At 37.9% G+C, this 23,585-nt stretch carries 26 protein-coding genes; 16 read left to right on the top strand and 10 right to left on the bottom strand.

Annotated features, from left to right (window positions below; translation table 11 throughout):
• Positions 1-627, top strand: a 627-nt coding sequence (locus tag I2F23_RS11220; RefSeq protein ID WP_213014717.1) for a hypothetical protein, incomplete at its 5' end; no start/stop codon positions are given.
• Between the two features lie 75 nt (positions 628-702).
• Here I2F23_RS11220 and I2F23_RS11215 read toward each other — a convergent pair.
• Positions 703-1,134: a PH domain-containing protein gene (locus I2F23_RS11215; RefSeq protein WP_195772687.1), complete on the bottom strand. Its 432-nt coding sequence runs from the start codon at positions 1,132-1,134 to the stop codon at positions 703-705.
• A 46-nt stretch (positions 1,135-1,180) separates the two neighbouring features.
• Entirely contained in the window at positions 1,181-1,369 is a 189-nt protein-coding gene (locus I2F23_RS11210; RefSeq protein WP_195772686.1) for a hypothetical protein, read from the bottom strand.
• 870 nt (positions 1,370-2,239) lie between these two features.
• Here I2F23_RS11210 and I2F23_RS11205 point away from each other — a divergent pair.
• From I2F23_RS11205 to I2F23_RS11140, 14 genes are all read left to right on the top strand, one after another.
• Positions 2,240-2,575 carry a hypothetical protein gene (locus I2F23_RS11205; RefSeq protein WP_195772685.1) on the top strand — a complete coding sequence of 112 codons (336 nt, stop codon included), beginning with the start codon at positions 2,240-2,242 and terminating at the stop codon, positions 2,573-2,575.
• A 230-nt stretch (positions 2,576-2,805) separates the two neighbouring features.
• Complete coding sequence (locus I2F23_RS11200) at positions 2,806-2,970, top strand: hypothetical protein (RefSeq protein ID WP_195772684.1); 165 nt, start codon at positions 2,806-2,808, stop codon at positions 2,968-2,970.
• Positions 2,971-2,991: 21 nt separating this feature from the next.
• Positions 2,992-3,402: a hypothetical protein gene (locus I2F23_RS11195; RefSeq protein WP_195772683.1), complete on the top strand. Its 411-nt coding sequence runs from the start codon at positions 2,992-2,994 to the stop codon at positions 3,400-3,402.
• A gap of 11 nt (positions 3,403-3,413) precedes the next feature.
• Positions 3,414-4,412 (top strand): type IV secretion system protein, encoded by a 999-nt coding sequence (locus tag I2F23_RS11190; protein WP_195772682.1) that lies wholly within the window; start codon positions 3,414-3,416, stop codon positions 4,410-4,412.
• Complete coding sequence (locus tag I2F23_RS11185) at positions 4,412-5,167, top strand: VirB8/TrbF family protein (RefSeq protein WP_195772681.1); 756 nt, start codon at positions 4,412-4,414, stop codon at positions 5,165-5,167. The genes I2F23_RS11190 and I2F23_RS11185 overlap by 1 nt, the downstream gene beginning before the upstream one ends.
• Positions 5,164-5,895, top strand: coding sequence for a TrbG/VirB9 family P-type conjugative transfer protein (locus tag I2F23_RS11180; protein WP_195772680.1), 732 nt, complete (start codon positions 5,164-5,166; stop codon positions 5,893-5,895). The genes I2F23_RS11185 and I2F23_RS11180 overlap by 4 nt, the downstream gene beginning before the upstream one ends.
• A gap of 13 nt (positions 5,896-5,908) precedes the next feature.
• Positions 5,909-7,183 (top strand): TrbI/VirB10 family protein, encoded by a 1,275-nt coding sequence (locus I2F23_RS11175; protein ID WP_195772679.1) that lies wholly within the window; start codon positions 5,909-5,911, stop codon positions 7,181-7,183.
• 8 nt (positions 7,184-7,191) lie between these two features.
• Positions 7,192-8,214: a P-type DNA transfer ATPase VirB11 gene (virB11, locus tag I2F23_RS11170; protein ID WP_195772678.1), complete on the top strand. Its 1,023-nt coding sequence runs from the start codon at positions 7,192-7,194 to the stop codon at positions 8,212-8,214.
• The gene (locus tag I2F23_RS11165) at positions 8,211-9,728 is read left to right on the top strand and encodes a type IV secretion system DNA-binding domain-containing protein (RefSeq protein ID WP_195772677.1); all 1,518 of its coding nucleotides are present in this window, start codon (positions 8,211-8,213) and stop codon (positions 9,726-9,728) included. Before virB11 ends, I2F23_RS11165 begins: the two co-directional genes overlap by 4 nt.
• Positions 9,729-9,745: 17 nt before the next feature.
• Positions 9,746-9,955: a hypothetical protein gene (locus I2F23_RS11160; RefSeq protein WP_213014716.1), complete on the top strand. Its 210-nt coding sequence runs from the start codon at positions 9,746-9,748 to the stop codon at positions 9,953-9,955.
• Positions 9,956-9,996: 41 nt separating this feature from the next.
• Positions 9,997-10,686: a lytic transglycosylase domain-containing protein gene (locus tag I2F23_RS11155; RefSeq protein ID WP_195772676.1), complete on the top strand. Its 690-nt coding sequence runs from the start codon at positions 9,997-9,999 to the stop codon at positions 10,684-10,686.
• Positions 10,687-10,696: 10 nt separating this feature from the next.
• Positions 10,697-10,975: a TrbC/VirB2 family protein gene (locus I2F23_RS11150; protein WP_195772675.1), complete on the top strand. Its 279-nt coding sequence runs from the start codon at positions 10,697-10,699 to the stop codon at positions 10,973-10,975.
• A 51-nt stretch (positions 10,976-11,026) separates the two neighbouring features.
• A complete protein-coding gene (locus I2F23_RS11145) occupies positions 11,027-13,702 on the top strand; it encodes a VirB4 family type IV secretion/conjugal transfer ATPase (protein WP_228285399.1) in 2,676 nt (891 codons plus the stop codon).
• Positions 13,689-14,324 (top strand): type IV secretion system protein, encoded by a 636-nt coding sequence (locus I2F23_RS11140; protein ID WP_195772673.1) that lies wholly within the window; start codon positions 13,689-13,691, stop codon positions 14,322-14,324. The genes I2F23_RS11145 and I2F23_RS11140 overlap by 14 nt, the downstream gene beginning before the upstream one ends.
• A 185-nt stretch (positions 14,325-14,509) precedes the next feature.
• Here I2F23_RS11140 and I2F23_RS11135 read toward each other — a convergent pair whose 3' ends face one another.
• From I2F23_RS11135 to I2F23_RS11115, 5 genes are read right to left on the bottom strand one after another with little or no spacing between them, the layout of a single operon-like run.
• Entirely contained in the window at positions 14,510-15,280 is a 771-nt protein-coding gene (locus I2F23_RS11135) for an Abi family protein (RefSeq protein WP_195772672.1), read from the bottom strand.
• A 5-nt stretch (positions 15,281-15,285) separates the two neighbouring features.
• Entirely contained in the window at positions 15,286-15,741 is a 456-nt protein-coding gene (locus I2F23_RS11130; RefSeq protein WP_195772671.1) for a hypothetical protein, read from the bottom strand.
• 55 nt (positions 15,742-15,796) lie between these two features.
• A complete protein-coding gene (locus I2F23_RS11125) occupies positions 15,797-16,729 on the bottom strand; it encodes a hypothetical protein (RefSeq protein ID WP_195772670.1) in 933 nt (310 codons plus the stop codon).
• A gap of 14 nt (positions 16,730-16,743) precedes the next feature.
• Complete coding sequence (locus tag I2F23_RS11120) at positions 16,744-17,955, bottom strand: DUF1173 family protein (RefSeq protein ID WP_195772669.1); 1,212 nt, start codon at positions 17,953-17,955, stop codon at positions 16,744-16,746.
• On the bottom strand, positions 17,952-20,879 hold the full coding sequence (locus I2F23_RS11115) for an AAA family ATPase (RefSeq protein ID WP_195772668.1): 2,928 nt from the start codon (positions 20,877-20,879) through the stop codon (positions 17,952-17,954). Before I2F23_RS11115 ends, I2F23_RS11120 begins: the two co-directional genes overlap by 4 nt.
• Before the next feature lie 204 nt (positions 20,880-21,083).
• On the opposite strand from I2F23_RS11115, the gene traD reads away from it, so the two are divergent.
• Entirely contained in the window at positions 21,084-21,611 is a 528-nt protein-coding gene (gene traD, locus I2F23_RS11110) for a conjugal transfer protein TraD (protein WP_195772667.1), read from the top strand.
• A gap of 586 nt (positions 21,612-22,197) precedes the next feature.
• Here the strand turns inward: traD and I2F23_RS11105 are convergent.
• The 3 genes from I2F23_RS11105 to I2F23_RS11095 are packed head-to-tail and all read right to left on the bottom strand — an operon-like array spanning position 22,198 to position 23,506.
• Complete coding sequence (locus I2F23_RS11105; RefSeq protein ID WP_195772666.1) at positions 22,198-22,581, bottom strand: hypothetical protein; 384 nt, start codon at positions 22,579-22,581, stop codon at positions 22,198-22,200.
• The gene (locus tag I2F23_RS11100; protein WP_195772665.1) at positions 22,578-23,261 is read right to left on the bottom strand and encodes an AAA family ATPase; all 684 of its coding nucleotides are present in this window, start codon (positions 23,259-23,261) and stop codon (positions 22,578-22,580) included. The genes I2F23_RS11105 and I2F23_RS11100 overlap by 4 nt, the downstream gene beginning before the upstream one ends.
• 17 nt (positions 23,262-23,278) lie before the next feature.
• Positions 23,279-23,506: a hypothetical protein gene (locus I2F23_RS11095; RefSeq protein ID WP_195772664.1), complete on the bottom strand. Its 228-nt coding sequence runs from the start codon at positions 23,504-23,506 to the stop codon at positions 23,279-23,281.
• Positions 23,507-23,585 lie beyond the last annotated feature (79 nt).

The following is a 23,585-nucleotide window of genomic DNA, read 5'->3' as shown; positions in this document are numbered from 1 at the left end:
TCAGTGGCAATCAATTATAAAAAAACGGGTAGAAAGATAGACGGATTATATTTTTCAGTTAAACGTATTAAAACAGAATGTTTACCGTTCGAAGAACCAAAAACATCATCTGCATTTGATCGCGCAAGAATATTTATCTCTCCTAAGTTACAAGTAGATTATTTGACAGACTGGACAGAAGAACAAATTAAAGCAAGTATTCATAGAGCAAATGATTATATTGATAAGCTAAAATCAGATGGTAAACCAGTGAAGAAAGGAGCAATCTATCATCAGGCGATTACCCAAAATTGGGGGCAACAAATTCTTGATGAGAAAAAAATAGAGCAAGAGATCGAAATTCAGAAAAAAGAAAAAATGGAGCAAGAGAAACAAGAACGAGAAAAGAAAAAAATTAATACTCAAAATAAACTACAGAAAGAACAAAAGTTGATAGATAAATTTGAATCATATGCGAATGATCAAAAAATTGAGATTGTTGAAAAAGTTTTAGTAAGTTATAAGTCAAACAGAACTATTTATGCAGACTTCAAAAAAAGCTATGAAAAATATGGGCTTGATTTGTATAAAAACAATCCAATTTTTAAAGCTAATTTGGTTTTAGAAATAGAAAAAACAACTACTTAGGTAGAAATATTGAACACAAAAAAAGCTCGCTAATTAATTGGCGAGCTTTTTCTATATTAATTCTTTCAAGTTAGATCAAATTTCAATTGAGCTATTGTCATCTAACTCATCTAAGTAGTGATTAACACGCTGTCTGAAATCTAATGGTTTGGCAATATAAGGAATTGGAGCATTAGAGCCTCCAGTTCCTTTTACAATGATTGAACCAAAATTGAATATGCGACCTAAGATGCTTTGATCTACACCTAAACTTTCTACTCTAGTTACTTTTAACTCTATCGTATTTCTTCGAATCAAACCTGTTTTAGCAATGATTCTACGATTAGTTATAGCTAATTCAGTAGTCCAAACATTAATAAATGCGAGTAAAAGAAATAAAACCCCAACTCCTACTGGTAAAGTTAAAATACCTATAAGGATGTACCAAAACTGTGAAAGCCAAGATACATGCGCTTTCTCTAAAATTTTCTCATCTCTACCTAGGTTTGATTCAATATAACTGCCCATAATTCCTCTAAAAAATATATTTTTCGCAGTTTAGTATAATTACTTTCTACCTAATATGCTTCTTACGTTCAAATGCTTCAACTGTTGAAATAATATTACCTTTAATTAAAGCTCCTCCTTTATATAATTCTCCAGATAACAATTGACTCTTAAAAGTTTGAACTAAACCACGTTGCTCTAAAAACTTAACTAAGCTTTCCAAAGTCAGTTCCTGAATATCAATATTTTCAACCATCTCAAAATCCTAAAATAGCCTAAGCTAAAAGTTATTTCATAAATAAAACTTACAGAACATATATTGCTCCTAGCAGTGGCTAGTCACAGTCAAAAGCAATGCTCTCAATCCCTCAACCGTTCTCCAAGCGTCGCCTTCGGCTTTGGCTTTGGTGAACGGTTGAGGGATTTTCGGCAATACTCACCCTAAGGGCAAAGTTTTTTAAAAATCTCTGCCCTCAGTATTGCACGAAAAACATCGTAATATATTTGGCTTCGGAGCCACGTATATCGGTCATATCGGCAAGGGGTAAGTGTACTTCCCCCTATAGACTGAGATTACGATTTACACATCGCCTCGACACGGTCTCAAATCAACTGGTTTCATCAATCTCTGCAAGGGTATTACCCAATATACAACTTGTGACTACATCAGCTACTCATCCCGTTGTTGCTTCGTCAAGAACCCCTAGTAACAACTTCCGCCCTATCATCATAGAACGATCGCTATAGTGCGCTAGCGTCGCTTAATCCTTCCACCCACACTATATGCCTAACCGTCGTAAAAAACGGACATGCAGAAGCGGGCAAGGCTCGACTTGAAGTGCTTATTGGATGTTTTTGATCAGAATAACGAAGTTTTTCATTTTGGGGCTTGAATTTCTGGTCTACTGGCTTCAAAATGTATGTAAGTAGTAGATATAAGCCTTTAGGTGAAATCATAACGGTCGTCAAACCTTATGATCTTCGTTAGACGATGGTGTTAGCATCGAATAACTGCATATCGAGATGCTACGCCAAAGCCCTGAGAGTTGCAAGATTCTCGGGGCTTTTGGTTTGTGTTTTTTGGTAAAATAATCAACAATCAATCATATAGACCGAATGAACACGCATGGAAATCATATCTGTACTTGAGAAGTTTGAAGTTCAAACCCGCAATGTACGGGCTTTTCGCGCTCATGGGATCAAGAAAAAAGATCAAAGCTACGCCGAACGTTTCATTGTTTTCAATCTTTTCAAAAAATGGCTGATGAATTGGCGATTTCTAGTATCTACTGGAAACAAGGACGAACTGATACGAAAAACTAAATGTTTTCTCGAAGCACTCCCTCAAAATGTCCACGCTTATGGTTCATACCATAAACAAGGAAAGTTCTTCAAAGCACTCAAAATATATTTGACGGCACTGAGCCGATGGACACCTGAAACACAAAAAAAAGCCTGCTAAATGGAAAGCAGGCTTTTTTTGATGATTGCCACACGGTAGAAGAACGATCACCGCTGAACACGTTATTTTAATTTCTCTCGATAATCAATTGTAATTTGTAAAAATTTATCTGCTTTTTTGTCCGTATTTGGATGAATGAAATACTTAATATTTTATTTAATTGTTAGAATAAGCATACTCTTTTACAATAACGCTGTATTGTTATAACATTATGTATGATGGTTCATTTTATGACAAAAAAATTATTCACGGCATTTATGTTCATTCTGTCTATGACAGGCTGTGCAACCCATACCACCTCTGAACAAGGTCTAAAAAAATCCCCTTGTGCGTGTGTCTTCAAACCAATTCGAGATGCAGACTACAACGCAAATATTCAACCTCAAAACGTTTAACCTTTCTTGAGAGAAAAAAATATGAAAGTAAAACAACTTAAAATCATCTGTGCCTCTATGTTTTTAGCACTTGGCTTATCTGCATGTTCAAAACCTGACGTCACTGGCGTATGGATTCCTGAAAAAGTATCTCCCGATGATATTTTCTATGAATACTATGAAATCAAAAAAATGGAAGGTACAGATCGTTATCAGTTCATCACTAACTTATTTTCAATCAAAGCAGGATTTAAGGGTGATGAAGTTCCATATCGTATCGGTGAACCGAAGACAATGGTCTTAGACTTCACCAAAGACAACACCTACTGTGTTGAAGGTTCAATGAATACGAAATGTGTTGTTGCCGTCGATGGCGGTAAGTTAGATATTTATGAGCGTGGACGCTTTGTCAAATCGAGTAGTAACCCGCCTACGATCCCTGTGAATAAGTAGTGGGGCGATCAATGAAAAAATTTATCGCAGCCTTTTTATTCTTCTTTAGTGTTTTGTTTGCTAATCCCTCTTTTGCCGCCACTGCTCAATCGACGCAAATTGCAAGTAGTACCAGTGATGTTGCAAGCAAAGGAATCAAAGCCCTTGATCAGATCAGTACCGATTTACTCAATAGTATCGACAAGAATATCAAGCGTAAGATCACACTGTACTATGAGCATGTGACTTCTGCGATTATCCCGATCTTTAGCGCATTTATTGTTTTTTGGATTATATTCAACGGCATTCGTATGGGGCTTGGTGCAGTCACCGACTACAACCACCTGCTTTTTGTCTTTGGTTGTATGATGGTGGTATGGACAACGGTATTTAGTTGGGATGCGTTCTATCCCTATGTGGTTGAATTATTTACTACCGATCTCGATCAACTGATTGCTGAAATGACGGGCACAGACGCCAAGTCCTCTTTTATGGCGTTTGTTCAAGTGGCACTAAAGAGTATTACCAAAGCTATGGGAGATACAGATATAGGGATTACCAATCCCGTGTCTGGCTTTTTCTTTGTGATGATTTATGCCCTTATTTTTGGCTTGGTTTGTATTGCCTGTGCGATGTTCTTCTTAATCATTATCAGCTGTAAGCTCGTGATTGGTGTATTACTTGCGATTGCGCCTATCTTCTTGGCATGTTTGATGTTCCCTGCCACCCGCCACTATGCAACCAACTGGCTACAAGCCGTTTTAACCCCGATTGTGATCAACCTGTTGTTAATTGTGACCTGTGATCTTGTCATGGATTCAGCCACTCAAGCATCAAGCGCATTGATGAAAAATGGAAGTAGCTTCTTGGGGGCTTGGATTGTTGCCATCATGGCATTTGTGGTCATCGGGCTATTCTTTAGCATTCCAAGAATTGCAATCTCACTTGTTGGCAATGGTTTTGATTCATCGAGTGGCTCAGTGACCAGTTTAACCACCAGTGTCAAAAATATGGTAATGGCGAGAAAATAATGACCCCACAAGATCAAAAATATATCGATGCTCAACTTGAGCAGATCAATGCCAATGCAAAAAAAGCCGAAAACCGTAACGGAAAAATCACCTTGTTTTCGCTTGGGCTTGCGGGATTACTCGCACTTGGAAATATTGCACAAGGCATCGCGATTAAGGGTTTAACCCCACTCAAACAGCCTGTACCGATGATTGCGGTCTTAGATTCACAAACGGGAATTATGACCCATGTTGAAAAATATGACCAACAAACCTCACCTGAGATGATTCACAAACTGGTCACATCCTATTTTTGGAACGTGATTAAAAACCGCTACGGTTACAACGGCAGAATTGGTGCAGATTCACTCAAAGAACAATATCAATCTGTATCGATCTTTTTAGATGAAAAAGATCGAAATGATTTTGAAAATGAAGTCGGGGCAATGAATCTTAATTCACCGTTTAACTTGCTGGGTGATACGGGTTCAATCACCCCCAAAATTATTGCGATTAATTTTATTGGCAATAACAAAGTTCAAGCAACGTTTAGAACCACTGTGATACGTAACAACGTGGTCAGTCAGTATAGTTATACGCTCACCGCTGATTTTGTATCGAATAACTTTACTGATCTCAGTGTTGCTGATCGTTGGATGAATACATTCGGTATTAAGTTCAAGAATTGGAATCTGACCCAAAATGCGTCAAACGATGCACTCGGCATCACCGCAAATAAATCGGTCAACCCTGCATTAGACAAGGTGAAACCATGAAAAAATCCTATCTCACGTTACTAATGTGCGCCATGTTTTGTATGACCAGTGAGAGCTTTGCGCGTCAAATCCCTGTGGGTTTGAGATCGGATGATCGTATTAAGACTGTGCCTTACTCGGAAGATCAGGTTGTTGAGCTATCGACTACCTTTGGCGTATCGACCACCGTCGAATTTGGTAATGAAACCATCAGAACGGTGGCATCGGGAGATACCATTGGTTGGCAAATTATTCCTCAGGGCAATCGCCTCTTTATTAAACCTGCCGAGAAGCCACAAAAGGGCATGAATCAGACCAATTTGACGGTGATTACAGACAAGCGCAATTATTACTTCAATCTTTTTAACAGTACACGACCAGTATATGTACTTCGCTTTAATTATAGCGATGTCAATCAACAAAAACGTCTACTTGCAGGGCAGAATGCGCCTCGCCCTGCACTTGGTGAGCTACCAATGAGCAGTGAGAAATATGCAATGGATGCCACCCATAGCAAATCAATTAAAGTGCTTGGGGTGAGTGATGATGGTGATTTTACATTTATTCGTTTAGATAAACATTCGCCACGCCCTGCGGTGTATGCCGTCAATGGTGAAGGTTATGACGAACTGACCAATACCCGCCAAGAAGGTGATGTGATGGTGATTGAGAAAGTAAATCGGGCATTTACTTTGCGTCTGGGTAAAGAGTACGTCTGTATTTTGAAAAAACCAAAAGTGATTCAGTGATTGGAGCAAACGAATGACACATGAAAATCAACCTTTGAATCCTGATAAGCAACAATCCGACTTCCACGATGAGTTTGTAACAAAAGACGAGTTTTCAAAAGAAAAAACCAATTTAAAAAACCTCAATATCAAAAAGGTACTTAAAATCGTTCTTGGTGGTGGTGCAATACTGCTTCTCATCGTTGCAGGTACGTATGCAAAATTGCAAAAAAATAAAGAAACACGTGCCGAGAATGGCATAGAAAGTGCGATCTCTAAACCTATTGAACAAAATGAAAATAGTAAAAAAGACACAGACAATTTTGGGTTTAATCGCACTGCACCAAGTACGACACCTCCCGAAAAAACACCTGAACAGCTCGAAATGGAACGTCAGTTGGCTGAACAGAAACAGCAACTTGAACAGATGAAAGAACAGGCAAAACAAGAAGCCCTTGCTAAAGAAAAAGCCTTGCTCATTGCGCGTCAAAAATCAGCCATTTTAGTGTCAAATAACGCAGGCAATGGCGATCAAGCGGTCAGTCCAAATGCAGATACAGAATCGGCAGGCATCGCACCAGAATTACAGCCGTATTTAGCAAGTATGCAAGACAGTAAAGCCAGTTCTAATGGCATGAGTGAGCGCGTGACCAGTACCACTGCGAAAAGCATCGGTGGTCGCTTTGATGCAAGCTCAAGCAATGACAAAGCACCAATTGCCCATGCAAGTTATCACAGTGATCGCAGAATGCTCATTCAGCAAGGGAAAGTCATCGATGCCGTACTAGAAACTGCAATCAAAAGCGATTTACCAAGCAATATCATTGCACGCATTACCGATGATATTTACTCAGAACAAGGGCGCAATCGTTTATTACCGAAAGGAACACGCCTGTTTGGTCAATACTCATCAATGATTAATGACGGGCAAACAGAAGTCGGCGCAGTCTGGAATCGTGCCATTACGCCCAATGGGGTCGAAATTATGCTCGATAGTCCAAGTACCAATGGCTTAGGTATGGCAGGGCTTGGCGGACACGTGAACAACCATTACGGACGTATTTTTGGCACAGCAACGCTGTTGAGTATCATTGGTGCAGGCGTAAGCAATGTCGGTGTCAGCAGTAATGACCAAAACAATGCGTCACAAACCTATCGTACCCAAGTCACCAATGGTCTAGGTAGCCAAGCAAGCAGTATTTTAGGGCGTAATCTTTCGATTCCACCAACCATCACAGTAGATGCAGGAGCAAGAATTAAAGTGCTGATTGCCAAAGACTTAGATTTTGAATCGATACTCAATCAATAGGAAACACGATGTCTACGCTTGTACTGATCGATCTTAAAAAAGCATTTGGCGATGATTTAGATGATGAACAAATTACCGAAATTTCAGTAAATAAACCCTTTGAGTATTTTGTGGCAATCAAAGGGGAAAAATACATGGTTAAGCGTGATGCACCTGAACTCTCATATGCGCTACTCAAGCGATTAGCGGAAGGGATTGCAACCCATACCAGTCAAAAGATTTCCCAAGAACACCCTCTGCTTTCAGCACAAATTGAATCGCCAAAATATGAAGGTCTTTTCTATCGTATTCAGATTATTCATGACCCTGCAGTCAGCATAGGAACGATCGCTTTATCGATTCGTAAGCCAAGTATTCTGAGCTTAACTTATGACGTTTACAAACCGATTTTAAATGCTGTTGTGCCATTTGAGAAAGTCAGTGTAAAGGATAGAGTGCTGATTGATCTATACCAAAAAAGAGATTTTTTTGAGTTTATGCGCTTAGCTGTTTTATATGGTAAAAATATTATTATTTCAGCAGGTGCGGGTAGTGGTAAGACGACCTTTTTCAATGCTTTGATTCACGATTGTATTCCACTTAAAGAGCGGTTACTCACAATTGAGGATGCCAAAGAGCTACGCCCACCCCATCTTAATACGCTACAAATGTACTATTCACGCGGTGGACAAGGAAAGTCCAAAGTAGATGCACAATCGCTCATGGAAGCCTGTTTACGTCTTTTTCCTGATCGTATCTTACTGGGGGAAATTCGAGGGGCTGAGGCATTCACCTATCTCAACCTCATTTCATCGGGTCATGGTGGCTCGATTGCCACCCTTCATGCCAATAATCCGCTCAATGCCATTGAACGATTAACCTTGATGGTTTTGATGGCAGGTACAACGCTGACAAGCGATCAGGTCAAGGCTTTTGTGAAAGACAGTGTCGATATTATTGTTCAGCTGGGTAAAACTGATGAAGGTGATTATGGCTGTAAAGAAATCTATTTCAAAACCTATGAAGATTTCAAAGATGCGAGTGTGACATGACAGATCAATCCTCAAAGATTTTTTTTCAAGCCCTTTTGGCGGTGTTAGTAACAACTGTTGCCACTTGGATAATTTGCTTTCATCTGTTTTTTATATTGCCCTCACATGGAAAAATCAAAGCCATTCTACATGCCATTCCATTAACGTTTACTAAGCCGTTATACGTACTGATTTTGCTTTCTGTATTTGTGGTCAGTAGTATTTGCGCTTGGTTTTATTATCAATACAACAAAACACCTTTTGGTGGTGAAAAATACATTCGTGTCCTACGTGGTTTGCAATTGGTCAGTGATTTCAAACTCAAATCGATGCTTAAAGAATCGGGTTATCAAATTCGATTTTGTGGTTTACCCGTACCCAAAGACTTAAAGTACAAACATTTTTTACTCACAGGGGGAACAGGGCAAGGTAAATCAGTTGCGATGAATGATTTTTTAGATTCGTGTACAGAAAGTACAGCAAGTAAAACACGTTTGATTGTGATTGACCCGAATGGAACGTTTGCGAGCCATTTTTATAAGCAGGGTGATGTGATCTTTAATCCTTTTGATTCCAGATCGCCTGCTTGGTCTATCCTAAATGAAGTATTTAACGCCTATGATGTTGAAAACTATGCACTGACGGTTATACCAAGAAGTGCTGACCCTAATCATGAGAGTTTTAATACGATGGCACGTACCGTCGTACAAGTTGCGATGGAACGTGTTTTAGCCATCCAAGACCTTACCCAAGACGAGAAAATTACCCTATTTTATGACACATTGACCAAGACCAGTAATGACGAATTGAAAGCATTTTTAGAAGGTACACAAGCCTATAGTATGCTCGGTAATGATGAGTTATTGGGTTCAATTCGCTCAATTATCACCACTAAACTGACAGCACATCGACATTGTAAAGTAGGTAATTTTTCTTTTCGCGAGTTTCTACGTGAAGGTACGGGAAATATTTTCATTACTTGGAGAGAAGATCAGGTCACAGCACTCAAGCCGATTATCAGTTGTGTGACCGATGTCGTGTGCAGTGCACTACTTTCTGATTTTGATAACTACTCAGATTTTGCTTTTTGTATTGATGAACTTGGTACATTAGATCGTCTATCTTATCTCGAACCTGTGTTGACCAAAGGGCGTAAACATCGCTTGATTGCCCTTGCGGGTATTCAGTCTTTAGCACAACTCAATAAAACCTATGGGCGCGAAGATGCGATGACGTTACGCGGGTGCTTTTCATCATTTGGCGTATGTGCCCTAAACTCGCAAGATACCTACTCACCACAAGAGTATGAAAAAGCCTTTGGTGCAATTGAAGTATTACGCAAAATGAAATCAACCACTAAAGATGCAAGATCAGAAGTGGCGAAGGAAAAAGAACAAGTGGTCAAGTCACACGAGATCAGTAGTTTAAGACCTTTACAATTTTACCTTAACTTTTCAGGGCATTACCCACCAAGTTTAATCAAAATGAAGTATCGCAATTATGCTAAAGTTGTCGATTCTTTTTTAACGACCTAAAGAATATTGGGTACAGTATGATAAAACGTGAACAACTCTATATGAGTAATGCCTTTTACGCAGAAATAGATCAGATTTATTTGCGTTATAAAATTGGAGAATTAGAAGTCCCCGAAAAATTTAAAGGAAGAAGGCTTACAAGAAATCTTATATATTTGATTGCATTAGACAGTTATTTTTCTGAAAAGCATGGTGTTACAAGCTGTCCATTTGAAATAGATGATTAAAGTGCTATAATGTTATAACGATATAAAAAGCACCATTTGATATGATCAAAAAAATTAAGCTTCTTCTGATATGTACGTTGCCAATTTTGGCACATGCTTCTCCTTATGATGACTTAATTGATAAATATGCACGTTTAAATCGCTTAGACCCTCATTTGGTACAAGCGATTATGTGTCGTGAAAGTGCTTTTAACCCACATGCCCACTCATCGAAAGATGCACGAGGTTTGATGCAAGTCATTCCAAGTACAGCACGTCTGATGGGTGTTGACCCTAAGCGGTTATTTGAGCCAGAACAATCGATTATTGCAGGGACACGCTATTTAGCATTTTTAAGCGATCGTTATCACGGCAATCTCACCAAAATGATTGCAGGCTATAACGCAGGGCATGGCGCGGTCGACAAATATGGAGGAATTCCTCCATATGCCGAAACACAAACCTATGTTCATTATGTCGCAATGAAATATCAATCACTTGGAGGAAATAATACATCTACAGATACCCGCAGTTCCCCTGTGTTGATCACACCGCCTCAAGGTAAAGTGATACTCGCATCATGGCAACAACGACAATCGTCAAGTGCTGATGAACCGATCATCAATGAAAAAAACCAGCCTTATGTAGAGCCTGTACATTTGCACGTTGCCCAGTCAAACATCAAAAAACCATCAAAACCTCAATCATTTGTTCAAACACTTGATCATGGCGAATATGTATCAGTGTTTTAAGGAAGTATTTATGAAAACGTTTAATAAATTCGCGCTTGTTGCGCTTTCATTCTTGTATATGCCTTTTGCATATGCAGGTGTTGGACAAAAAATTGCCCATAAATTTACGCAGTACAACGATGAATTAACTGTGGCTGCGGTTGCAATCTTTGTCTTTGGCTTAATTCTATGTGGCATTTCAATGGCAGGTGGGGGAAGTCAAACCGCAAAAAATTGGGGTAAAGGATTACTCATCGGTGGATTACTTGTTTTCTTTGCGCCTGATCTTGCTGATTTGATCGCACATTAATTGCGGTGACCGAATGAGCCAAGCTAAAAAAAAGACCCTTTGTTTGCGGGATTGGCACGATCTGCACGTGTACTAAATATTCCAGTTGAGATATTCACTTGGTTTTTTGTGATTGGTGGAGTAATTTTTGCGATTTTAGCCCTAATTTCTCAGATTAAAATCGCAATCATCCTCTTTATCCTCACGTACTTTTTTTTGTTTGTAGCCACCTATCAAGATGATCGAGGCTTACACTTTTACGGCTTTGCCATCAAAAGATTTTTTACACGTAAAAAAATCTTTGGTGGCTATAGCTTTGACCCAAACCTAAAAGTAAATACTAAAAATCACGGCAATTCTTATTCTTTTCAAAAAATAGCGAATGAAGAAGCAATGGAAATCTCAAACTTTGAGTATCTTAGTCATATCAACCCTCATGACATCAAGCTTGCAACGGGCGACATATTCACGATATTGAAAATCAATGGTTTTTCATACGAAACAAAAAGTTATGAGCAACTCAAAGCACTTAAACAATATCGCGCTGATATGTTTAGACAACTTGGTTCGAGGTTTGTGATCAATATTTACTATGATCGTTTTGAAGCGGATGAACGCCATCCACCAAAGACGGGCAATGAGTTTGTAGATCAATTCAATAGCCGTTATTACAAGAAATTAACCTCAGAAAAAGTATTTCAAAATGATATTTATATTTCACTTCTTGTACGTCGTACCAGTCCATCCGACCCACTACTGACGCGTTTAAAACACACCTTTTTTCGTGATGACAATGAAGAACAAATGCTTGCAGAATTGGACAATGCAGTATCGATGTTCGAAGAATACTTACAAGATGCTAAACCCAAGCGATTAGGTATTTATCAACGAGAAGGTGCGAATTACTCTGAAACCGTCAATTTTTTGAGCTATCTTACCAATCTTGAAAAGGTTGAAGTACCACTCTATCCGACTGAAATTCGTAATTATTTAAGCTTTGCGCGCAAAGTATTTATGCCTGATGGCACAATCAAATTTCATCATCCCTCTGGCGAGGTTTCAGCAGGTGCGATTTACAGCTTACCGAATGCAACTTATCCCGAAAATAGTGATCATACGATGCTAGATGCGTTTTTAAAGGTCGATCATCCTTTAATTATTTCGCAAACTTTTATGATGATGGATCGCAAGCACTCTGTAGATTTGACCGTGAAGCGACAAAATCAGCTGATCAATGCCAAAGACAAGGCAGGTAGTCAAACCGAAGCCATGACGCAAGCGATTGATGACCTTGCATCTGGTCGAAGTTTAAATGGACTATTTACCTTCAATGTACTTGTTTCTGCCAAAACTGGACAAGCATTTAAAGATGCGATGCAAAAAACACGAGGGGCTTTTCAAATCGCACGTATGTTGCCCGTCAAAGAAGACCTCGTGGCTGAACCTTCTTTTTACTCCATGCTTGTCGGTAATTATCACAAAATACAACGCCCTGCGACGATCAATACCACCAATTTTGCAGGCTTTGCAAGCCTACATAACAATGCAAAGGGTAAAGCCACGGGCAACCACTGGGGGATGAGTGTTTTACCGCTCAAAACGATCAGCAATACGCTTTATGACTTTAATTTTCATGAAAATGATGTTGGACATACACGGATTACCACTGGTACAGGCGGAGGAAAAACCACACTGATCAACGCATTACTCACATCATCAGCAAAATTTAACCCGTATATCTTTCATTTTGATTTTGAATACTCAGCATCGATTTGGATTCAAGCGATGGGCGGTAAACATACGGTGTTGAGTGAGATTATACCAACAGGTTGGAATCCATTATGCCTAGATGACAATGAGCAAAACCGTTTGTTTTTGAGAAATTTATTTGCATTTATGGGGCAATCCTACAACGATCTGGGGCAGGCGATTGCCTTAACCACTTTTGAGGAAAACAAAATCAAGGATGTTGTAGATTCCATTTTTGAATATGACATTCAGGTTAGACGGCTAAGAAATTTTGTATCTGCCTTTGGTATCGCTGAAAACAATAATCTTGCAGAACGCTTAAGCAAGTGGGTGGGTGATGGTGCTTATGCCAATATCTTTGACAATGAAACAGATAGTTTTTCAATCGAAGGGGCAAGAATTTTCGGTTATGAAATGAAAAATGTCATCGATAATGATGTCGTACTTGGTGCAATGTCGATGTATATTTTTCACCGTATTGATATTGCGATGTCTAAAGCTGAACCGTTTATTGTGGTGGTTGAAGAAGGACAAAAATATATCAGTAATCCGATTAATCTAAAATGGTTAAAGACCATGTTGACCACATACCGTAGACGCAACGGTATGATGATCTTTGTCACACCGACTCCTGAGGTGATTACCCAAGACCCTGATTTGATTTCTCAATTCAAAACATCCATTTTACTGCCAAACGATAAAGCAAATGCTTCGACTTATATGGGAAATGAAATGAATAATGGCTTAGGGTGTACCCAAGCCGAATTTGATTGGGTCATCAATACTTCACCCAAGTTACGTGAGTTTATGGTGAAAAATTCCCATGATTCAGTCATTAGCAAGTTAGATTTGAGCAATATGCCTGAGATGATTCCAATTCTTTCGGGCAATGAGTTTCGACACAATATTTTGTCTCATATTATCAATCAACATTCTGATCATTCTTATTCAACGTGGATACATCAATTCAATGAAAAAATTCAACATGAGAATCGCTAAAAAATATCTCCTAGCACTTGGTATATCGTTCACAGCAATTCAAGGTGCACAGGCAATCGTTGTGTATGACCCAACAGCGGTTTCTAATCTCGTGAAACAACTCTCACAAATGAAACAGCAGTATGAAGTCCTCAAAAAACAATATTCTGCTGTGACAGGCAATTCTGGGATTGGTACAACGGGCGTCAAAGGCATCAATGATATTGTTTCGGGTTCTTGGCAAGATATTGTCGCCAATCAAAAAGCAGGGGCTTTTGGAAGTGCACAAAAGGCATATGACAAAGTCTTAACTACCATTGGTTCACAAGGCATGAATGAACTGATGAGTAATGACCAATACAAAAGAAATTACGATACGGTGAAAGCGAGTTTTGCATTTAGTGATGTGGCATACAATGCGCTGAATGAACACCTGGCAAATTTAAACACACTGCAAAGCAAAGTCGGTTCTACACAAAGCCTCAAAGATTCTCAAGATTTAGCCAATGCAATATCAATTGAACAAAGCTACATTAGCTCAATTACAGGTAAACTCTCGGCTGTACAAACGAATTTAGCATCGAATAGTGCATCTAAAAATGTGACCAGTACCCAAAGTTATAAATCATGGTTTGATCAGTAATTAATAGAAATAGCATTATTTTTATTTAATCTTATTTGACTTTTCTACAATTATTTAATACATTGGTCATGTAGTCTTACTGAACCCGTGAATACTCACAAGACCTCTAGCCCGTTGCGTGTTAAAGGTTGGTGTCTTTAAGCAAAGATTTAAAAAGGCTGATTAGAAATAATCAGCCTTTTTTATTAAATTTCACAACGTGATGCGCTTTGCAATAGCTTTTCATAAAACTCACTTCCTTTATAATACTCGTACGTTTCAGTGCATAGCCATGAAAGAAGTTGAACACTAAGGTTAATCTCCTGGTTCAAACGTTGAATTACTTCATTCTTATTTTTTGGTGCTACCAATTTTATAGCTTGTGTCTTCGGGTCTTTAACATCACTAAATTTCCAAGCTGGTTCTAAGTGTGAAATTCGATTACGCCAACATCTTACTAACTTAACACGCTGATTAATGGTAATATTAGATTTTTTAGAATTAGGAAATATTAAAGGAAATAGTTTTTTCCACTCAATTGAATCTCCATTTTTATACTTTTTTGTATAAGATATAAGGAAATTCCAATTCCCAAATGATAATTGAGATATAACAACTTGCGGTAAAAGATTTAAGTTTCGTTTTTTCTCATGTGTAATATTATATAATTTCTTACCTAGTTCATTGAGATAACTTCCATCTTGGTTTTTTTTATTAAAATCAAGATGATCATACCAATTAAAATTACTATCTACTTCATTAGTAAACTTTAGAGAAACTTCTTCACTCAATACGATATGTATCTTGTTTCTAAGGCATATCTCAATTGTACTGAATAGAATATAAAGTTCAGAAGATAGTCTTTGATTCCATAAGTAGTATGGAAAACAGGTAGCATCATCAGCACAATCGAAAATCTCCTTATATGAAGATAATCGGGGCGAGCTAATAGATTGAATAATTGAGGGGGTAGTCATATTTTTTAATCGAAGTATTTATTTTTTATAGCTTGCATCCCATAACCCAATAATCCAATAACCACCATATAAACAGGTTTGAAGTACCATTTCCCCCAAAAAACTGTAATTTCTGTTGGTCCAAACTCTTGATGAGCATTATTAGATGAATATGATAATCCATCATAGACTAAATGAAATTTAGGCTCAGATGCTTTCAAAGCATAATCATTAATGACGGGGAAAAAACAGATCGCTAACCCAACGCCTAAAATTGGGTAAAAAATATTATCTGGTATATGAAAATCAACGTACTTTGCGAAAAAAATCATTATGAACAGTAAAATGAGTAGTCCAAAAGTCATTAATCCTGTATTTGTATCTAATCCTATGTAATGGGTCATCTTATACATGGCGTAATATATGCCCATTCCAAGTAAAACAGCAATAAATAAAGCTTGGTCATTATTTCTTGTATACATATTTTTCTGAGGTAGTGAATTATTGCGATATGTTACTATATCTGCAACAACACAACTACATCGTATATTTGAGTTTTTGCCTATTATTGGGCGCAGTCACTTGATGCTGCTGCATCATCTTTTGGATACTGTCCATCGTAACGCCTTTATCTTTATTTTTCTCAAGAATTACTGAATCGACTTTCTTTTTAAGATCAGGATAACGATAGTATCTTCTGACATACTGTTGACCATAATCTGCCTTAAGATACTGCACATCAATCGCATATGACCTACCATCAATGGCACAAACTGCATATGTTTTTCCATTTTTGGGCTTACTCCCTGTCACGTGTAATTCTGTGCCTTTAGGCAAATTAAGCTGACTAAAAAAACCAACCTTTTGTTGGTAAGATTCAATCAGTACGATATAATCTCCTCGTGCTACATTAATACCATTCTTCGTTCTGCTAAAGTCTGCACCTATCTTTAACTCCATTTTCAAAAAATTTCTGACTTCACGAGTGATCTGCTTTTCATCAATATTTGGTGTCGATTCAATCGCATGATTAACTCTACCCTTTGTAGAAGAATGAACCATCGCTTGATCTGTAAATACATATAGACCTGCTTTTGTACCATCAAATGGCGTAAATACCGTCACGTATTCAAGTAAGTTTGCTTTTTGTTCTGGTACTTCAAACAAATCATCAGTCTTAGAAATTAGTTTGCCTTCAAGGTGGTTGAGTTTATCTTTGATGCACTGATAGGCTTCTTTGGCTACTCTTTGAAGATCATTTTCATCAAGTACATTGAGCGATTGTTCCAATATTTTTTCATTACGAGAAATGTTGATTAAAGTCAGATTATCATCTTTAATTCGAAGAAAAAGTCGTTCAACATTATCATTGATACAAATATCTTTAACTAAAGAATCATTCTTCTTACTAAAACCATCATTGGATATAAGTAGATTTGAAATACAATCGCAAACGGTACTTCTATTCATTCTGATCTCTATTCTCAAGGCAACATGGGTTTATCTTTCGGTGGTGGGATTTCAATTACTTCTCGATCGACATTCACCAGGTGGGAATCAAACTCACTATGTGCAATCAATTCCTTGATTTCATCAATATAAGACGATTCATTTTCTCCATTTATCAAATAAAATGCAGTCGGTGGCTGTGTGTCTGTCAGCACAATGTTGGCAATTGGTGTTTTTTTACTTAAGTTATATCGTAAGCATTTGATAAAGCTTCGTCGTTGTTCAACCAATTGATCAAGAAGTTCTTTTTCATCTAAACTGTCGAAAGGTATCCATTGCTGATTGAGTGTGATTAGTGCAATTTCTTCAATTTTTGCAAGACCGCTATCGCTATAACCGAATGTACCAATCGTCAGCAAGTGAATATCTTCATGATATTGTGAAAGCTCTAATTCCTTTTCAAAACGTTTGTTCACTTGCCGATACATCGTTGCATCCATGAATAAGTGCATCGTAGGTGCATGTTTTAAGATCAAACGCCCACCATCAAAACGCGCAGGTTCAAGTGATTTCACCACACCAATAAATATTTTTAGGGGTCTTTTGTTGCCTTTGACTTTCAGATCGGCAAGTTCGGCTTTTCTTCTCGCCTCAATCTCATTGTGTTTGCTTTTGTCATAGTATTCAGGAATATAGACTAATCGGCTTAGATCATCTTTTTTGTTTTTCTTGTCACAAAGCGCAATGTTCATTGCCTTTCTAAATTGATACCAATTTCTTTTTGCACCAACAAAGTATCGATTCAAATACGCTTCTTCAAGCAAGTAATCGAGTGTGCCTTTGAGTGTTAATTTATTGGTTTCCGCTTTGACGGTATCACTTGGCGTATCACTCGGTGTCAGTGCTTGTCTACTCGCATTACTTTTTGACAAACTAAAATCAAATTTCAAAATACTGTTGCCGTCGCTATCGGTTTTGATAGCATCGCCTGTAACTTCCCCCAATCCAGATATTTCTACAGGCGGTTCATAGCTCACACAATTAAAATCATGCGCATTTGCACTATTAGGCATCCGCTTGAGCACATAGCTTTCCCCCACTTTTGCAATGTAGAGTTCAATCGCTTTTTCGGGTAAACATGCACAGATTGGACGGATAGATTTCTTGTAACATTCTTCTAAAATCGCTTGGCTCAATACCTCATCGTCGCTCTCGACGACTTTGCCTTGATAAATAAAATTTCTCACCATCTCATTCCTCTTTTCGGGGCATTTTGTTTATGGATATACTGCTCATGGTGACGCATCGTTGAAATCGGGTCATTGAAATTCTGCTTCGGTGAATCCGTTTTTTGTTGATTTAATGATGCACGCATTCGAGCATACACTTCTGAATTATTCCTCGCATCAAAACGCGCTTGAGTTTCATTCTTGTATTCATTGAAATAGCGATCTGGATAATCAAACTTCACTTTCTCAAACGGAATTTTGTAGTCTGTATTCTGGCATCGCACTTCTAAGTAGCCTTTGTCTTTCACTGTGTAGGCATCGAGTACTTGAATTTCAGAACCTTCACTCAACCTTTCAGACTTAAACCACCCCGTTTTAAACTCAACAGCTTCGGTGAGTTTGATTTTTTCACCTTGTGCAATGCACATATCACCACGTTTGACCAATTCTTTACCAATCAAAGCTTTTGATTTTAAGTGCGCACGCACCTCACTTACAATTTCATCTCGGCTATAGATCTTTTGCTCACCAGTTAAACGCTCAAAATCGCGGTTCACCCCATACAAATAGGCTTTGTCTTTGATATGCAAGCGGTGATCATTCAAGTAGCTTTTTATCAACTTCTCTTTTTCTTCAACCACCGTATAATCTGTGCTGAATTTCTTGGTTTCTGAACGTGATAGAGTTTGTATGAATTTCTCGTAGGCACTGACATCCCGCATGACAGGTTCGTTGTTGTGATCAATCGACAGTGAACCATCTTTATTTTTAACCGCGACTTGCTCATTCGTTGCAAAATCTTCGGTCTTGTAATGAATATTCAGCTTGTGTTTGTGGCGGGTCATCGCTACATAGGCTAAATTGGCATTCATATGTTCACTGCATAGTACATGCGTACTATCAACAGTCATGCCTTGTGAAGCATGAATGGTATTGGCATAGCCATATTTGAAATGGTTGTATGCTTTCACATCAATACTCACCAGATCATTATTACCTTTTTCAAAAACGATGCGATCAAGCTCTCCTAAATGATTCTGGGTAAACCCGATCACCGTCGCCACCTCACCATTGGTCACGTTGAGGCTTTTATCATTTTTCTTAAATACAATCTTTTCGCCCGCACGTATATTTAAAATTCCTTGATGGGTTTGAATATCGAAGTTCTCATCATCGAGTTGCCCATCTTTAATCAAACGCGACCGTGCAACCAAGTTCAGATCGTTTACATCCTTGTTCGAGTGTGCCAACATCAATTTATCTTGGCTCTGGTCATTCATCCAATCCTCAACCACACGCATCACGGCACTAGCATGATCATCGTGTGTATGGACGTTGCCTAAAGACTGGTAAATATCCATTGCAGTAGAAACGTCGTGTTTGGCAAGGGATTGAGAGGCTTGTGTCATTTTCTCAGCGTGTGTTGCATGTTTCTGACGTTGAATATCGACTAATTCCGCTTGGTTTTTGCCATCAAGTTGATCTTGTACAAATTTGAATGCTGAACCTGCCATCACAGCACTCAGTTGGTAACTATCCCCCACCATTTTGATTTGCGCACCGTGTTTCTCACAAATCAATAGCAGTTTTTGTAGATCACGACTGCCCACCATCCCTGCTTCATCTAAAATCAATACGCTTTTGTCATGAATCTCAAGATTACCGCTCTCATATCGTGCCAAGAAAGAAGCAATCGTACTGCTTGGCACACCACAATCTTCTGCAATCGCATTGGCTGTAATCGCTTGTAAGGCAATTCCATGAACCTCATAACCTGATGCTGTAAAAGCATCAGCAACACCACTTAACACGTAACTCTTTCCTGTACCTGCTGAACCATTCAAAACACTTACCCGATCGGTTGAAGTAAGGGTCAAAAAGGCACGATGTTGTTCGTCATTGAACGTTCGGTCTGCGATCACATTCATGGCATTGATCGGCAATGTATCTGTCAAATCAATCGGTTTTACTCTGCGGGAATCATCATTGGCATTATAGATTAATACAGAAATTGAATGCTCTAAATCAATCAGTTCTTTAGATGAAAACACGACTTCATTTTCATCAAAAAGTAATTCGCATTCAGGAGATTTTAGTACCGCTTCATATGCTTTTAAATATTGTTCTTCACCATCAGTATGGCTTGCTAAAAATCGTTCTAATTCACTGGCAGTAAACACAGATTGATTCGCAGTCAGTGCTTTAATCGCTTCACCCGGACGTTCAATAATGGTTTCTCCATTTTGACGTCTGACCTCTTTAATATTTTCATTGATGCTGTAACTATGATCACTGATATATTCAGCCCTAAAGTTTTGACTAGTGAGATCAATGCCTTGATCTTTATAACTACGGTGATCAATCCTCGCATCAATGCCAAGTTTTTCACAAAAATCATTAACGTGATTTGCCCACTCAAAACGCACTTGATAAACGTAATTCCTTGAAGTAAAAAATCGATCTTTTTTCGCGCCTCCTTTTTCAGGGCAATCAGCATTGTAGCGTTTAAAATGTTGTTGTTCCGTACGATCAATCCCATCAAGTTTGCGTTCACAAAACATGATATGAACATGTGGATTATGCTCACCATCACTCGCTAGAGGGTTATGTATTGCATAGGAATAGGTATACGACGTACCAAAGTGCTGTTCAATAAATTCTTTCACCAGTTGTTCGCGTTGTTCTTCATTTAACTCACGGGGTAAAGAGATTTCAAGTTCAGTATATATACGTCCATTTTTACGTTCATATTGATCAGCAGATTTCCAAAAGTGTTTTGCATCGATTGCCCAGTTGGGTAAATTCCCTGAATGCTTAGTCTCTAAATCTTCTCGGTTTTTATACTTATCTTCGCGATTAATATAGGCATGGTGATTTGCACCTCGTGTACCACCAGAGGATTCATTTACACCGTTCTTGACTGAGAGATGATAAATCGCCATGTTTGCCTTTTTTGCTTTTGATTTTCGTTTCTCGAATGAGAAACGCGGAAGCGTGCATTACTCCTGCTGTCGTCATGATAACATCTGTCACGTATCCACACAATGGACTAAAACAAATAGAAGATTTTAAAAAAAATTAGGCTTGAATATCTTGGTTAAATGGTTAGACTGTATGTATTAGATTTTGAAACTGGTATAGAGATCATGAATTTAGATCAATTTAAATTCACCAAGGAACAAAAAGATTTTGTCACCTCTGAGATTGATCGTCTGAAAAATATTGAGCAAAAGTCTCAAACAGAACAAGTGATTTTTGATTTGTTTGAAGTAATTGAATCTGGAAGAAGTACGAAACTGCATTTCAACTCATTTGAACGTATTTTGAAAAATGAGTTCAAAAAGCATAAAGCCAGAATCGGTCTGGAAAAAATCAAAGATGATGAAAAGCGTTTACTTGCAAATCTAAAAAAGGATGCGCAAGCAAAATCAGCACAGCTTCGAAAAAAACGTGAGCATACATTAATTTCAATCGGTGCTTTGTTTGATATGGTCGAATTCCCAACTCAAGATCGTGGCATTATCACTGGCGTAATTTTAGAAGCAATAGAGAGGTCTAAAAGTCAACCTCAGTATTTTGAGCAGTGTAAGATCAAAGGTGATCAGTTTATCGCTCAACGTGAGAATGAGAAAAAGGCAAAATCAATTGTGATCGATAAGACAAATTTTGAATAATGCGCTCTGGTCGCAACCCTGCGGGATTGCTTTGTTAACTCTAGTTAAAGTCAAATTTTAGTAGTTGCCATCCTGCGGTCGGTTCAAAAAAATCACAGATTTTTTTGCCTCGCTTGAATGTTGCAACAGTAATCAGAGAAGGGGAAATTTCTTAGAGGGTAGCTGTTCGCTTCGTTAACACTTTGCTCTGGTCATTTCACCTTAAATCAAGTTGTTTCGTTTTGTAAAATTCACTAAAAATGATTTGCGAAGCTTTTCCATTTTTGGATATATTTGTTCTGCGAACAACATTGCAACCTCTATTTGAAATGTGACTCGTTAGGAAAAGTAGATTGAAGCGAGCTTGCCAACTTGTGAGAGTTGGCAAGCTTTTTTGTATTTCCATCTTGGTGAAGTTGTTTTTTTGTTTTAGTATATCTCGACCAGTATGGTTCTTACCATTTGGGGTATACTGGTAAAGCCCTACCAACACCCAATTCTCGGTAGGGCTTTTTGCTTTTTAGAATTAGTAAAAAAGACTGATTCACGATATTTCTAAGGTCTGCTTTTAGCTATTAATCTTCTTGGCTCATTATAACCTCAAAAATCAAGTCTTAACGTATCTTGCAGATAAAGCCTGTCGGATCTGATTGCTTTTATTCACGCCATGAATAGCTTTAAAATCCTCCATTTTACGGTTGATCGTCATGTCAATACCGAAACTAATACACTTGCTGTTGTTCTTCATGAGTTCAGCATTATAAGATTGGTCGGGATTATTGATTAGATTTTCAATCGCTTCTCTTATCAGTTCTGCCATAACTAAACGCTTTTTATCAGATTCAGCCAGTAGCTTTTTATATAGCTTTTCATGAATCTTTACGCTTACCAGTTTAGCTTTTTTTTGTGAGCTATTATTCAATAGCTCACGATCTGCATAAGGGTTAACTCCGTCATTTTCAGGCTGTGTTAACCTGACTGGTGCTCTCATAGTCCTAAACTTTCCTTCTCAAAAATTTCATCAATTAACGCATCCATTTCTTCTATACCTTTTTGACTCTTACGCCCTTGATCATCCTTAAAATCATAAATGGTTTGACCATTCCCCCCTGATCTTGCATATGCAGTTCTTAAAGCAATTGTGCTATCTAAAAGCGGAATATCTCCCCCATTTTCTTTAATCCAGTGGCTGACCTCATCAAAAACTTTTGTTTTCTTAGCTATTCCTGTAAGTAAAAAATAGCTTGCAAACGTTCTATAACTTGAAATTTCGTTAATATTGTTAATAGTTGCTTGTGTCGCCCAAGCATCAAAAGGACTTGAACTATTAGGAATGATTGCAATATCACATGCAACAATAGCTAATCGACTTAATTCTGATTGTCGCCCTGCGCTATCGATAATAACAAAATCATATTTAGTCTTAAGCTTAGTCACTTCTTTAGCTAAATTGTTTTTTGGTACTGAGATCACTGTGAATAATGTTTCTAAATCAGCCATTTCACGAACACTCGCCCAGTCTAACGATGTAGATTGAATATCACCGTCAATAAGTAATACATCAAAACCACGTAACGACAATCCCATTGCTAAATTAATTGATGTTGTTGATTTTGCAACACCACCTTTCTGATTTACAAAAGCAATGACCTTACTCAATTTATTTTTCATTTTCGATATTCTTCAAGTTAAATTTTAGGTTTAATGCGTCTTGATTCGGGCAATATACCGTCATCAACCATAGAATTGATTAGATAATCATGTTGAGTAAATCCATGATCTTTACAGTATTTTTTTAACCTTAGTTTATCTTCGTGATACACCCTAACTAAAATATTGTCATCTTTAACAACTTCTTTAACTGTATTCTTATTACCAATCATGGACGGTCTACGTTTAACAATTCTCTCTGTCATAAGCTTTTCCACCTGTAGATTATTTACATATATTGTTATGTAAATACAAAACTACAAGCATTTATATATGGTTTTGTAT

This window comes from Acinetobacter pollinis (assembly GCF_015627175.1).
GTDB lineage: Bacteria > Pseudomonadota > Gammaproteobacteria > Pseudomonadales > Moraxellaceae > Acinetobacter > Acinetobacter pollinis.
Note: the sequence above shows the minus strand (reverse complement) of the source record. Positions and strands in the feature narration are given on the sequence as shown.